Source organism: Thermopolyspora sp. NPDC052614 (genome assembly GCF_040678635.1).
Taxonomy (GTDB): domain Bacteria; phylum Actinomycetota; class Actinomycetes; order Streptosporangiales; family Streptosporangiaceae; genus Thermopolyspora.
Genome location: NZ_JBFATZ010000028.1, coordinates 1 through 12,995, shown reverse-complemented (window position 1 = coordinate 12,995; position 12,995 = coordinate 1). Strand labels below are relative to the sequence as shown.

11 protein-coding genes are annotated in these 12,995 nt (G+C 69.5%); 9 read left to right on the top strand and 2 right to left on the bottom strand.

Annotated elements, in window-relative coordinates; genetic code table 11:
* The first annotated feature begins 465 nt into the window (after nucleotides 1–465).
* The 4 genes from AB0K60_RS34980 (at nucleotide 466) to AB0K60_RS34965 (ending at nucleotide 3,146) form a co-directional block, all read left to right on the top strand.
* Complete coding sequence (locus tag AB0K60_RS34980; protein ID WP_364065215.1) at nucleotides 466–1,398, top strand: ABC transporter permease; 933 nt, start codon at nucleotides 466–468, stop codon at nucleotides 1,396–1,398.
* A 79-nt stretch (nucleotides 1,399–1,477) separates the two neighbouring features.
* Nucleotides 1,478–2,218: an ABC transporter ATP-binding protein gene (locus tag AB0K60_RS34975; protein ID WP_364065424.1), complete on the top strand. Its 741-nt coding sequence runs from the start codon at nucleotides 1,478–1,480 to the stop codon at nucleotides 2,216–2,218.
* A gap of 56 nt (nucleotides 2,219–2,274) precedes the next feature.
* Nucleotides 2,275–2,808, top strand: coding sequence for a YbhB/YbcL family Raf kinase inhibitor-like protein (locus AB0K60_RS34970; RefSeq protein ID WP_364065212.1), 534 nt, complete (start codon nucleotides 2,275–2,277; stop codon nucleotides 2,806–2,808).
* Nucleotides 2,809–2,930: 122 nt separating this feature from the next.
* Complete coding sequence (locus tag AB0K60_RS34965) at nucleotides 2,931–3,146, top strand: hypothetical protein (protein ID WP_364065208.1); 216 nt, start codon at nucleotides 2,931–2,933, stop codon at nucleotides 3,144–3,146.
* A 345-nt stretch (nucleotides 3,147–3,491) separates the two neighbouring features.
* On the opposite strand, the gene AB0K60_RS34960 is transcribed toward AB0K60_RS34965, so the two are convergent.
* Entirely contained in the window at nucleotides 3,492–4,841 is a 1,350-nt protein-coding gene (locus tag AB0K60_RS34960) for a lysine 2,3-aminomutase (protein ID WP_364065205.1), read from the bottom strand.
* Nucleotides 4,842–5,034: 193 nt separating this feature from the next.
* Between AB0K60_RS34960 and AB0K60_RS34955 the strand changes: the two genes are divergently transcribed.
* From AB0K60_RS34955 to AB0K60_RS34940, 4 genes are all read left to right on the top strand, one after another.
* Nucleotides 5,035–5,646, top strand: coding sequence for a DUF1707 domain-containing protein (locus AB0K60_RS34955; protein ID WP_364065202.1), 612 nt, complete (start codon nucleotides 5,035–5,037; stop codon nucleotides 5,644–5,646).
* 266 nt (nucleotides 5,647–5,912) lie between these two features.
* Entirely contained in the window at nucleotides 5,913–6,932 is a 1,020-nt protein-coding gene (gene plsX, locus AB0K60_RS34950; RefSeq protein ID WP_364065200.1) for a phosphate acyltransferase PlsX, read from the top strand.
* 158 nt (nucleotides 6,933–7,090) lie between these two features.
* Nucleotides 7,091–8,818 carry an arginine--tRNA ligase gene (gene argS / locus AB0K60_RS34945; RefSeq protein WP_364065198.1) on the top strand — a complete coding sequence of 576 codons (1,728 nt, stop codon included), beginning with the start codon at nucleotides 7,091–7,093 and terminating at the stop codon, nucleotides 8,816–8,818.
* Nucleotides 8,819–8,981: 163 nt separating this feature from the next.
* Complete coding sequence (locus AB0K60_RS34940) at nucleotides 8,982–10,316, top strand: hypothetical protein (protein WP_364065421.1); 1,335 nt, start codon at nucleotides 8,982–8,984, stop codon at nucleotides 10,314–10,316.
* Between the two features lie 520 nt (nucleotides 10,317–10,836).
* Here the strand turns inward: AB0K60_RS34940 and AB0K60_RS34935 are convergent.
* On the bottom strand, nucleotides 10,837–11,208 hold the full coding sequence (locus tag AB0K60_RS34935) for a cell division protein SepF (protein WP_364065195.1): 372 nt from the start codon (nucleotides 11,206–11,208) through the stop codon (nucleotides 10,837–10,839).
* 1,183 nt (nucleotides 11,209–12,391) lie between these two features.
* Between AB0K60_RS34935 and AB0K60_RS34930 the strand changes: the two genes are divergently transcribed.
* A complete protein-coding gene (locus AB0K60_RS34930) occupies nucleotides 12,392–12,742 on the top strand; it encodes a hypothetical protein (protein WP_364065192.1) in 351 nt (116 codons plus the stop codon).
* The last annotated feature ends 253 nt before the right edge of the window (nucleotides 12,743–12,995 follow it).

Here is a 12,995-nt window from a genome sequence, read left to right as displayed (position 1 = left end):
CGGTGGATCCTCCCTCCGGCCCGGACGACGGACCGAGGCGCGCTCACGGGGGGCACCGGTGGCGCAAGTTCGGGTAGGGCGGATGATGGTGACATCGGTTACACCTCGCTGGTCCTACGAGAGCTTGCGCCCGCGGCGTCCACCAGCTTGTATCCAGATCATTGCGGTTCGGTCACATGCGCGTCTGCCCAACGTCACGCGCATGGTTCTATGATCCGCCCTATCGCCGGTGCATGAAATAACCGCCCATCAAGCTACACATCCGGCATGGGTACGGAGGGGCCTACTGCGGCGAGTCCCGGCGAACTGACCCAGGCGTGACCCGCACTCGACCGCGTGGTGGGCTACCTTTGACCCGATCCGTTCAGTGCCCCACGGGGTGATCGCGTATCAGTCTCCCTACGGGAGCACAACGGATCACCATCGAAGGCATCCCATACCCCCATATCCAATAGAGTCCTTGCCATGAGCCAGCCGGAATCCGCGGTCGCGGACGCCCAGGCGGGCGGCCGGGCAGGCGGCGCCACCCCGAAGGGGGAGTCGCTGGCCGCGCTAGCCGAGCGCCACGGGCTACGCCGTTCCATCGCGCGCCCAGCCCTGCCCGTCTACCTGCGTCAGTTGTGGCAGCGACGGCACTTCATCATCACGTACGCGTCCTCGCGAAACGTATCGAAATATTCGAACTCGGTCCTCGGCCAGCTGTGGCAGGTGCTCACCCCCCTGCTGAACGCCGCGGTCTACTGGCTGATGTTCGGCCTCATCCTCGGGCAGAAGGACAAGCCGGGCGTGGGCGGCAACTACACCGCCTTCCTCATCACCGGTGTGATGGTCTTCACCTTCACCCAGCGCTCGGTGCTCGGCGGGGCCAAGTCGGTCTCCGGCAACCTGTCGCTCATCCGCGCCCTGCACTTCCCGCGCGCCTCGTTGCCGCTGGCGTACACGCTGCAGGAGCTGCAGCAGCTCGGCTGGTCGATGGCGGTGCTGTTCCTGATCGTGCTGGTCACCGGGGAGCCGATCACCTGGCTCTGGGTGCTCATCCCGGTGGTGCTGCTGCTGCAGACCATGTTCAACCTCGGCGCCTCGCTGTTCGTCGCGAGGGTCGGCGCGGCCGTGCGCGACATGACCCAGTTGCTGCCGTTCGCGCTGCGCACCTGGTTGTACGCCTCGGGGGTCTTCTACAGCATCGAGGAGCAGACGAAGGGCCTGCCCGATCTGTTGCGCTGGGTGCTGGAGGCCAACCCGGCCGCGGCGTACATCCAGTTCATGCGTGACCTGCTCATCTACGGGCGTGTCCCGGAACAGTGGACATGGATCACATGCGTATTCTGGGCAGTGTGCGCGCTAATCGTCGGCTTCTTGTACTTCTGGCGGGCCGAGGAGAGGTACGGCCGTGGCTGAGATGATCAAGGAGCGCTTCCACGTGGCTCTCGAAGAACCGCAGGCCTCCAAGGGGAAGGCCGCGCCCGACAAGACCGGCATGCCCACGGTCATCGTCGATGACCTGCACATCATCTATCGGGTGTACGGCGCGGCGAGCGGACACGAGAAGGGCAACGCGGCCAACGCGCTCATGCGCATCATCCGCCGCCAAGGCCGTCCGCAGATGAAGGAGGTGCACGCCATCAAGGGCGTGTCCTTCGTGGCCCACCACGGCGACGCCATCGGCATCATCGGCCGCAACGGCTCGGGCAAGTCCACCCTGCTGCGCGCCATCGCCGGCCTGCTGCCCCCCGCGAAGGGCGCGGTCTACACCGACGGCCAGCCGTCCCTGCTGGGCGTGAACGCGGCGCTGATGAAGGAGCTCACCGGCGAGCGCAACATCGTGCTCGGCTGCTACGCGATGGGCATGACGCCCGCCCAGGTGAAGGAGAAGTACGACGAGATCGTCGAGTTCTCCGGCATCGACGACTTCGTGAACCTGCCGATGTCGGCCTACTCCTCCGGCATGGGCGCCCGGCTGCGCTTCGCGATCGCCTCGGCCAAGACCCACGACGTGCTGCTCGTGGACGAGGCGCTCGCCACCGGCGACCGGGAGTTCAAGCGCAAGAGCCAGCAGCGCATCCAGGAGATGCGCCAGGAGGCCGGCACGGTCTTCCTCGTCGCGCACAACCTCGACGTCATCGAGGAGACCTGCAACCGGGTGATCTGGCTGCACAAGGGCAAGATCAAGATGGACGGCGACCCGGAGACGGTGCTGGCGGCCTACACCAAGAACTGATCGCGCCGTACGACAATAGGACCGGCAAGACCACCCGTCTGCAACGGAGGTATGTCGTGTCCGCACGGCCACCGATCCCTTACGACTTCCTGCCCCCGGTCCCCGCGCTCACCGTCGAGAGCGACGACGTGCGGGACGGGGAGCGGAAACCCGAGGCCCACGTCTTCGACGACTGGGGCATGTCCGGGCAGAACCTCTCCCCGCACCTGCGCTGGTCCGGGGCGCCGGACGGCACCAAGAGCTACGCGGTGACGTGCTACGACCCCGACGCGCCCACCGGCAGCGGCTTCTGGCACTGGATCCTGTTCGACATCCCGGCGAGCGTCACCGAGCTGCCGACCGGCGCGGGCTCCGGCGACTTCAAGGGCCTGCCGGAGGGGGCGCAGCACGCCCGCAACGACTTCGGCAACAAGCGCTACGACGGGGCCGCGCCGCCGCCCGGCTTCCCGCACCGCTACCTGTTCGCCGTGCACGCGCTGAGCGTGGAGAAGCTCGGCGTGGACGGCGACAGCATGCCCGGCGTGGTCGGCTTCACCATCACGGCGAACACGCTGGCCCGCGGCTTCATCGCGCCGATCTTCGAGGTCTGAGACGGGCCGGGGCGAGCCTGCGACGGACACGCCGAGGGCGAACGAGCTGACACCGTGACCGCCGTTCCACTATGATTCGAACGGAATTTCGATCAGGGGAATGGCAGACATGGGGTGCGCACATGCGAGAGCTGTCGACCGCCATTGACCTTCTAGCCGACGAGGACCCGGCCGATCTGCCCGTGGGGCAGGTCGCCGAGCAGCTGCTGGAGCTGCACTGGCAGATGGCGAGGCTGCAGGCCGAGATCGCTCGCCGTACCTGTCTGCGCGTGCCCGTCACGCGGGAGCCGGAGGGATCGAGGGCGCACGACGGCTCCGGGGGGCGGCGGAACCGCTGACGGCCGACGACGACCGGCGGCCGGTGTCCGGAAATATCCGGGCACCGGCCGCTTTCTCGTTGGCGAGACGTTCATTTTTCTGGCATCTGGGCCATCGTGGGCCCGTCCGGGCGTGCCGTGAGCCACGGGGAGCATGGCGTACCGACGACTCAGCGCGTCGCGGTTCGACTGGTTCGGCCGGAGCGGGCTGCGGGGAATCGGCCCGGGTCGTCGCGAAGGCGTTCGGCCGTACGGCCGGCGGCGGGTGACGCGCCGCGATCCCGTCGGCAGGGCGGCGGATGCGCCGGCTCACCTGCGCGTCACGGCGGGAGAGTGCGCGTGACCGGGGATCCGGCGGTCAGGCGGTCAGGCGGTCAGGCGCGGAAGCGTTAACGCGGCTTCGGACGCGTCGGCGCCGGCGGGGGCGGCCTCGAAGGGGAAGCGGTCGGCGAAGGCGGGACGTAGGTCGTTCAGCCAGACGGCGTGCGGGTCGTAGTGGGCGAAGAACGGGCGGCCGACCAGGTCGGGGTCCCGCGCCTGGATGAAGTGGAGCACGAACACGCGCTGCCCGGCCACCTCGGCCACGCCGTCCACGCACACCTTGCCCGGCGTGGCGGACATCGACGGCCCCCGCACGGTCCGGCACAGCCCGGACACCTGCGCGTACGCGTCCCGGAAGATCTCATGCGCCCGCGCCAGCGGCACCGCGAAGTAGTCCTGCGGCCCGGTGTCGCGCTCGACGAACATGTAGTACGGCACCATGCCCATGGCGTGCTGCCTGCGCCACATCCGCGCCCAGACCGCCGGGTCGTCGTTGATCGACCGGATCAGCGGAGCCTGGGTGCGGATCACCGCCCCGGTGTCGAGCACGCGGCGCACCGCCGTCCCCAGCGCCTCCGGCTCCAGCTCGCGGGGATGCGAGAAGTGCGCCATGAAGGCGAGCGTCTTGCCCGACTCGACCACCTTCTCGAACAGCTTCAGCGTGTCGTCGGCGTCCGGGTCGGTGACGAACCGCCCCGGCCAGTACGCCAGCGACTTGGTGCCGACGCGGATCGACTCGATCTGCTCCAGCTCAAGCAGCGGCTCGATGTAGCGGCCCAGCACCGGCCGCCCCATGATCATGGGATCGCCGCCGGTCAGCAGGACGCTCGTGACCTGCGGGTTCGCCTTCAGGTAGCGGACCAGCCGGCCGACGTCGTCGGAGGCCATCTTCAGGTCGGGCTCGCCCACGAACTGCGCCCAGCGAAAGCAGTACGTGCAGTACGCGTGACAGGTCTGCCCCTGCTTGGGGAAAAAGAGCACGGTCTCCGGATACTTGTGCTGGATGCCGGGGAACGGCTCTTGTCCCACGCGGGGCACGTTGAGTTCGAGCTGCCCCGCCGGGTGGGGGTTGAGCCGCATCCGCACCTCGTGGGCCGCCGCCTGGACCTCCGCGGCCGGCGCCCCCTTGCGCAGCAGGGCCGCGATGCGCGACACATCGGTCTCGGGGAGCATGTCCGCCTGGGGGAAGACGAGCCGGTAGATCGGGTCGTCGGGCACGGACGACCAGTCGATGAGCTCGTCGACGACGTACGCGTTGGTGCGGAACGGCAGCACCGTGGCGACCGCGCGGACCCGCAGGCGCTCGTCGGTGTCGAAGCCGGCGCGCACCAGCAGGTCGTCCAGATGCTTGGCGGTGTACGCACGGTACCCTCGCGTACCTTCCTTCAAGATCACCCGAAGTCCCTTCTTTTTTCGGTCTGTGTAAACCTGTGAGCCGTCTCGCGCGTCTTTGTCCTTTCTATACCCGGACGTAACGATAGGACCTGCGGTTAGCCGAAACGCAAGGTTGCGGATGAGGCTTTACGTATCCAGGCGTAACTTTCCCGCATCTCGCGACATATCGCGATTGAGAGGTACGCTGGGCAGCGTGAGCTCTCTTACCCCCTTCGACAGGCAGCGCCGTGTAGATCAGGCGGAGCAGCGGGCGTCCGACGCCGACCGCGACCGGGTCGCGGCCGTCCTCGGCGAGGCGCTGGCCGCCGGCCGGCTCACCAGCGTGGAGCACGCCGACCGCCTGGAGGCCGCCTACGCGGCCGTCACCCTCGGCGACCTGCTCCCGCTCACCCGCGACCTGCCCGACGACCTGCCGACTCCGGCGGCCCGGCCCGGGCAGGAGACCCAAGAGGTCGCCGCCGTCTTCAGCAAGATCATCCGCAGGGGCCGGTGGGTCCCCGGCAGGCACACCCGGCTGCGCTCGCTCTTCGGCGCGCTGATCGTCGACCTCACCGAGGCGGTGCTCCCCGGCCGCGAGATCACCCTGGAGCTCGACGCCACCTTCGGCAAGCTGATCGTCCTCATCCCCGCGAACGCCCACGTGGTGGACGAGGGCGGCGCCCTGTTCTCCAAGCGCCAGGTCTCGGGCGGCGACCTGCCCGCGGGCGGCGACGCGTCGGGCCCGCTGATCCGCGTCACCGGCAACGCCAAGTTCGGCAAGATCGTCCTCGCCCGGAAAGGCGAGATCCGCCATCTGCACTGGTGAGACCTCAGGTCACGAGCCCGATCTGCCGACACTCCCGCCGCCCTGCGCGCCGAAGCCCGCCACCCGGCGCTTACGATGCGTGGACAGCGGGCAGCGCCTGGGCACGCCCCGGCGCTCGCACCGCCCGCGAAAGGAGCACGCCGGTGGCCAGCAAGGTGACCCAGCGAAGTGACACTCAGCGCCGTGACACCCAGCGCCGTGACACCCAGCGCCGTGACAGCCAGCACCGTGACAGCCAGCGCCGTGACACAGCGAGGTGACACCGTTTGCCTGACACCCCGCCCATAGCCCTCGACGCGATGGGCGGGGACAACGCCCCTGGCGAGACGGTGGCGGGAGCCGTACACGCCGTCAGAGACCTCGGCGTGCCCGTCGTGCTCGTCGGCCAGCCCCGGCCTCTGTACGAGGCGCTCGCCGCGCACGACGCCACCACCGAGATCCCCATCGTGCGCGCCGAGGAGACCCTGTCCATGGACGAGGGCGCCCTCGCCTCGCTGCGCCGCCCCCGCTCCAGCGTCGCCGTCGCCTGCCACCTGGTACGCCGAGGCGACGCGGCGGCGGTCGTCTCGGCCGGCTCCACCGCGGCCGTCGTCGCCACCGGACGGCTGCGGCTGCGCGCCCAGCAGGGCGTGCTGCGCCCCGCCATCGCCGTCACCCTCCCGACCGTGCCGACGCCCACGATCCTGCTCGACGCCGGCGCCACCGCCGACGTCAAACCCGAGATGCTCGTGCAGTTCGCCCAGCTCGGCGTCGCGTACGGGGAGACCGCCCTGGGCCTGCGCGACCCGCGCGTCGGCCTGCTCACGATCGGCAGCGAGACCGAGAAGGGCAACAAGCTCGCCCGGCGCGCGCACGAACTGCTCTCGAACACCGCGGGCCTCGACTTCGCCGGCAACATCGAGGGCCACGACCTGCTGTCCGGCAAGGTCGACGTCATCGTCACCGACGGCTTCACCGGCAACGTGGCGCTCAAGACCATGGAGGGCAGCGTGCGCTACGCCCTCGCCGAGCTGCGCGAGGCGATCGCCGAGAGCCGCCCCGCCCGGCTGGGCGCCCTGCTGCAGCGCCGCCCCCTGCGCCGCCTGGCCCGCCGCCTCGACCCCGAGCAGTACGGCGGGGCCGTCCTGCTCGGCCTGAACGGCACCGTCGTGATCGCCCACGGCGCCGCCAAGGCCCGCGGCATCGGCGCCGCCTGCGCCCTGGCCGCCACCCTCGCCGCCAAGGGCATCGTCGCCCGCATCGGCGAGCGCATCGCCGCCACCCGCGCCCACAACCGCCTCTGGTAGCCCCGGTAACCGCCGACTGGTACGGCCGGACCCGCCGGGACACGGATAATGGGAGGGATCGGTCTCGATTCGTCGATAGCCTTGAAGGACGTACCGAGGGCCGGTGGGCGGGCGGCGACTTCCGGCACGCTCGCCTCCACGGCCGCCAAGGAGAGTTCATGGTCGACCCGCAAGTCGTGCTCGCCGAACGGGTCCAGCACGCGCTGGCCACCGCGTTCGGTTCCGAGTACGCCGACGCAGATCCGCTGATCCGGCCCTCGCAGTTCGCCGACTTCCAGGCGAACGTGGCGCTGAGCCTGGCCAAGCGACTGCGACGGGCGCCCAGGGACGTGGCCCAGGCCCTCGTGGCGGCCCTCGACGTCGCCGACGTGTGCGCGAGCGTCGAGATCAGCGGCCCCGGCTTCGTGAACCTCACCCTCTCCGACGACTGGATCGCCGCCCAAGCCGCCACCATGCGCGACGACGAGGCCCTCGGCGTCGAGCACCGGGCCCCGCAGACCGTGGTCATCGACTACTCCGCGCCGAACGCGGCCAAGGAGATGCACGTCGGCCACCTGCGCACCACGATCGTCGGCGACGCCCTCGCCCGGATCCACGAGCATCTGGGCGACAACGTCATCCGGCAGAACCACCTCGGCGACTGGGGCACGCCGTTCGGCATGCTCATGGAGCACCTGCTCGACGTCGGCGAGGAGGAGTCGCTGCGGCGCCTGGCCGCCGGCGACGGCAACGCCTTCTACCAGGAGGCGCGGGCCAAGTTCGACTCCGACCCGGCGTTCGAGGAGCGCGCGCGGCGCAGGGTCCCGCTGCTGCAGGGCGGCGACCCGGAGAGCATGCGCCTGTGGCACGAGTTCATCGAGCACACCAAGCGCTACTTCAACCGCGTCTACGCCGAGCTCGGCGTCACGCTCACCGACGAGCACATCGCCGGCGAGAGCATGTACAACCCGTGGCTCGCCGACGTGTGCGACGAGCTGGAGCGCGCCGGCGTCGCCGTGCACAGCGAGGGCGCGCTGTGCGTGTTCCCGCCGGGCTTCACCGGCCGCGACGGGCAGCCGCTGCCGCTCATCATCCGCAAGAGCGACGGCGGGTACGGCTACGCCACCACGGACATGGCCGCGATCCGCTACCGGGTGCGCGACCTGAAGGCCGACCGCATCCTGTACGTCGTCGGCGCCCCCCAGGCGCTGCACTTCCAGATGGTGTTCGCCGCCGCCCGGATGGCCGGCTGGCTCCCCGACGACGTCCGGGCCGAGCACGTGCAGATCGGCAACGTGCTCGGCAGCGACGGCAAGCTCCTGCGTACCAGGTCAGGCAAGTCCATCAAGCTGACGGATCTGCTGGAGGAGGCGGTGGAGCGAGCCGAGGCCGTGCTCGCCGACCGCGACTACGACCCGGAGACCCGCGCGCAGATCGCCCGCCAGGTCGGCATGGGCGCGGTCAAGTACGCCGACCTGTCGGTCAGCCACGACAGCGAGTACGTCTTCGACTTCGACCGCATGCTCGCGCTCACCGGCAACACCGGCCCGTACCTGCAGTACGCCACGGCCCGGATCCGGTCCATCTTCCGCAAGGGCGGCCTCGACCCCGACCGTGCCACCGGGAGGATCCTGCCGGGCGAGCCGGCCGAACGGACCCTCGCGCTGACCCTGCTCGGCTTCGCCTCCGTCGTGGAGAAGGTCGCCGAGAGCGCCGAGCCGCACCGCCTGTGCGCGTACCTGTTCGACCTCGCCCAGGCGTTCACCGCCTTCTACGAGAGCTGCCCGGTGCTCACGGCCGAGGACGAGGCGGTGCGCGAGTCCCGGCTCGCGCTCTCCGCGCTCACCATGCGGGTGCTGCGGCGCGGGCTGAGCCTGCTGGGCATCGAGGTGCCGGAGCGGATGTGATGGGCGGTGGGAAGGTCCGTGTCGGAAGGATCGGGGCCCAAACCGCGCGGCTTACGAGAAATCTTGCTGACGAAGGTCTAGGCTTAACGCGGTCGTTGGGAGAGTCCGCCGATCCCGGTCCCCGCGGGCCTTCCGTAACCTTTCGGGGAGCTTCAGCGTGAGCATGGACCTGACCGCCGGCCCCGACCTCTCTGGGCTCATCGACGCCACGGAGCTACATCGCTTCGCCGAGGCGCTGCTGATCCACTTGGTCGCCGATGGTACCGTCCCCAAGCCGCCGCCGGGCGTCACCGACGTCCCCGGCTACTGGCTGGCGCCCGCCATCGACGCCCTGGTCCAGATCATGGCGGGTCAGGACGCGCTCGACGCGCTCACCCGCGCCGCCCGCCACGACGAGGCCCGCACCGCGCTGTTCCTGTGCCTCGCCCTGGCCCTGGCCGGCCTGGGCGACCGCGTGCACGCCTCCTGGCTCGCCACCGCGTTCGGCGACCTGTCCGCCGACCGCCCGGTGACCCCCGGCCAGCGCGCCGTCTGGGTCGCCGCCGCCAGGGGTGCGTACGGCCCCGCCGGCAAGATCTTCGTGCTGCGCCGCCTCGACGCGGTGGCCACGCCGCACGAGAGCGAGCCGGAGCGGTGGCTGAAGGCCCTGCTGCCCGGCGAGCCCAAGGTGGTCATCCCGCCGTCGCTGCTCGACTTCCCCGAGCTGGCGGAGATCCCCGCCCTGGGCGTGCCCGCGTACGCGGCCGACCGCCTGGCCCGCCTCCGCGCCCGCTGCACCGAGATCACCTCGCCGCGCAAGCCCGAGCCCACCCCGCAGCCGCAGGCGGCGGGCCGCAAGGGCGTCGCCATGTGGCCCGAGACCGAGCCCCTCGACGTGCTGCGCTCGCTCATCAACCCGAACGCGCGCCCAGGCCCGCTCAGCTCCCTCACCGGCCACCTGCTCGAAGACGTCCAGCCGGGCTCCGACCCGAACCTGGCCGCCCTCGCCCTGCACGTCGCCGCCCCCGTCATCCGCCGCGCCGCCGAGGAACTCGCCGACGCCACCCGAGCGGTCCCCCCGGCCGAGGTCACCGTCCCGATCATGGGCCACCCCATCATCCTGCGCCCCGACGGCCCGGACCCGGCCTCCATCGAGGAGGCCGAACGCCGGATCCGCTCCCAGGCCCTGCCACCGGACCCCTACCCGTGGCTCCCACAGGCCCTGATCGGCATCTCGGTCCTCGTCCTCGGCCTGTCGTTCGTCATCTCGATGCTGCTCGCCGTCGGCGGCCTCGTCATCGGCGGCACGGGCGGCCTCCTCCTCTGGCGCCGCCGCCAGCGCGAACAGGCCGAGACCCAGTACATCGACGGCCAGCTGAGCGAGCTGCGCGAACTCGCCGACCGGGCCGTCTTCGCCCTGCACGAGTACGCGCGAGAGTCCGCCAAACGCTCCGAGGCCGCCACCCGCGACCTCGCCGAACTCAGCCGCCTCCTCCGCCGGGGCCCCCGCGCCGCCTAGCCCCACAGCACCCCGCCCCACTCGTGCTGTTCGTGCCCGCCGTGGAGCGCGCCTTGAGCGGTCGCCGAACCGACCACGGCGGCCTAGGACGGGCCATAGGCGTCAGACGGTCCCGGAAGACCAAACGGGGGCCTAAGACGCCTCGTAGGCTCCGTAGGCCGCGCACAGACACCCCTGGTGCCCGAGCGGCAACGGCTGCGTAGTCGGTGAGGAAGCCGGGCGGCTCCGAGCTGAGGGAAGCGGGAGCAGCGCCTGGGCTCGCCGACACCACCGAAATCGCCGCCAGTCCGAGACGTACCGGTACCAGCCCGCCTCCAGCGCCGCGCGGGCGACCGCCAGCATCTGCGTTCGGCGCGGTCCGCCAGGTGGGTCGCCTCCGCCAGCCAGTGCCTGGCGCCCGGCGACTCCCCCATGCGCGAGTGGGTGGTCATGTACGGCGCTGCCATCACGCGGTCAGAACCGCGGCCGTGCGCCATCCGCGGACAACGAACCGGACGGCCCGGTCGTGCCGCGGATCGCGTCAGACGGAGGAGACCTCGACCTCGGCCGGTGCCAGCAGAAAAATCTTGTCCGCAATTCGCTCGATACGACCGTCACAGCCGTACGCAAGCCCCGCCGCGAAATCCACCATCCGCGTGGCCTCCGCGGTCGCCATTCCTGCCACGTCCATCACGACGGCGCAGCCCTCACGAAAATGCTGCCCCACTGTGAGCGCATCGTCGTATTTCCTGGGCCGGACCATCACAATTCGCGCAGGCTCGCTCTCCTCCTGCGTCTGCTGCCACCGCCTGGCCGCCCGTTCCGCAGCGGGCATCCAGTCATCCTCATACTCAACGTCGTATTCATCGTCGCCGTACGCTTCGACAACGCCCAACCCAAGGTAGTTGGCCACCTTACGAACTGCCCCCATCGTCTCGCCCCTTCCACGAGAACCAGCCGCATTCACCTTGTCCAACCACAAAGGACGTTAACCGACGGTTCGGCTCTGGCCACGCGACACGCCCGAGCATTAAACGGCGCCTCGTTATCGTCCCGAAATCCCACCCCAGACCAGGTCAAGCGACACCCAAGGGCTCCTGAATGATCGATGTGATCAGAAGACGACACTCCTAGGTTCGGCCATCCACCTCTGTGACGCAACCGATATATATCCAGGTAACCCAAGGCCATCCCCGCTCAAGGCAAAAATCCGTTGAATCCCTTTTCCCCTATACCCGAGGAACCTCCGGACATTCCCCCACGTCAACCCGGTCGTCGGCAACAGACCTCGCCCCCGCACCAGGCCGCGGGAGGTCCTCGGCGAGGCTCACCGTACAGGTCGCCTGCGACTTTTCTGCGTCCCTCACGGCCCCACCTCTCCCCCGCGACGCCCGGCCCTGGTAGAGGCTCCAGGACCCCGCGCAGCGGCTCGGCACACGTCTGTGGCGGCACCACTCGGCATCGCGCCCCCTTACCACTGCGCGCCGGCTTCCGCTCCGCGATCGCCCTGTCACATTTGCTATGACGCGCGAACCCGGATGAAAGTTCTCACATGTCCACACTCGGTAGAGATCGTCCGCGTTCGTGTGGCGGCGGGTCGGACCCCCGCACCACCATCGGCCGAAGAGCCAGCGTCACGAGGCGGAAAGGCCCCTGCCGACCGCTGTCAGTCGTTCGGGTCAGTCGTTCGCCTCGCCCTTGCGGGACCCCTCACGCCCGGAGTCCCGTGGCCGGGCCTGCGGTGGCCGCCGTTCGCCAATCGTCCCTCAGGCGGGAGCCCGGCCCGGACGACGTCGAGAGAGGCCGGGAGCGCCCCGGAAGATGCGAAAACGTCGCAGTGAAATCTTCAGGGTGTGGAGCTCGATTCGGAGACCTCAACGGCCGCCTAGACGCCGACGAACTGGAACAACCACTCAAGGAGCGGCGCGCCGCTCGATGCATGACCACTCCGAGGCTTGATCCCTCAGAGGGGCCAAAGTTCAATGGTCCCCGTCCGGCCCGGCCAGGACTTAAAGGCCGGCAAGAAAGTCGATGGCGCTCCCGGGCAAACAGCGTAGGAGGATTTATCCGTGCGATCTCCGACATCCGCTACCGCTATGAAACAAAACCGTCCCGGCCGTCTTCGGCGGCGTCTTACCGCGCTGGGCCTTGCCGCGCTCGCCAGCGGCACGGTCATAGGCGTAATCGCCGACCCCGCCTTCGCGGTGGACCTTGGCGGCCTGGACATGAATGACGCGTGCCAACGCCAGCACGGTGAGGGATTCATGGCGCACATGGTTCCGTTCACAAACGTCGACAGTTGGACATGCGTCAACGAAAACGATCCGAACGACGTCAGGAAGGTCGACGTCACCAGGCAGTGCCGCGAGCAATACAACGAGCCCAAGGCATACGCCGCCTTCTACGACTACCGCAACCCCTTCAGCCTGTACTGCAAAGTCGACTAACACGGCACCAAGCAACGCCATTCGTGACGTATGACCGCATCCGCTGGGCCGGCACGCTGCCCTCGAACGAACCCTGACCGGTAAGCATTGAGGGTGGGTCAGCAGAATACGGGCATGCGAAAGCCCCCGGACGCCAGGAATCGAAACTCCCGGCCCGAGGGCCTTTCACACTATAAAGATGTCCGGCGGCGTCCTACTCTCCCACACCCCTTCGAGTGCAGTACCATCGGCGCTGGAAAGCTTAACTACCGGG

Coding starts and splice junctions, on each gene's coding strand:
- AB0K60_RS34930 (WP_364065192.1), top strand. CDS start 12,392: ATGAAACAAAACCGTCCCGGCCGTCTTCGGCGGCGTCTTACCGCGCTG.
- AB0K60_RS34965 (WP_364065208.1), top strand. CDS start 2,931: ATGCGAGAGCTGTCGACCGCCATTGACCTTCTAGCCGACGAGGACCCG.
- AB0K60_RS34980 (WP_364065215.1), top strand. CDS start 466: ATGAGCCAGCCGGAATCCGCGGTCGCGGACGCCCAGGCGGGCGGCCGG.
- argS (WP_364065198.1), top strand. CDS start 7,091: ATGGTCGACCCGCAAGTCGTGCTCGCCGAACGGGTCCAGCACGCGCTG.
- AB0K60_RS34940 (WP_364065421.1), top strand. CDS start 8,982: ATGGACCTGACCGCCGGCCCCGACCTCTCTGGGCTCATCGACGCCACG.
- AB0K60_RS34975 (WP_364065424.1), top strand. CDS start 1,478: ATGCCCACGGTCATCGTCGATGACCTGCACATCATCTATCGGGTGTAC.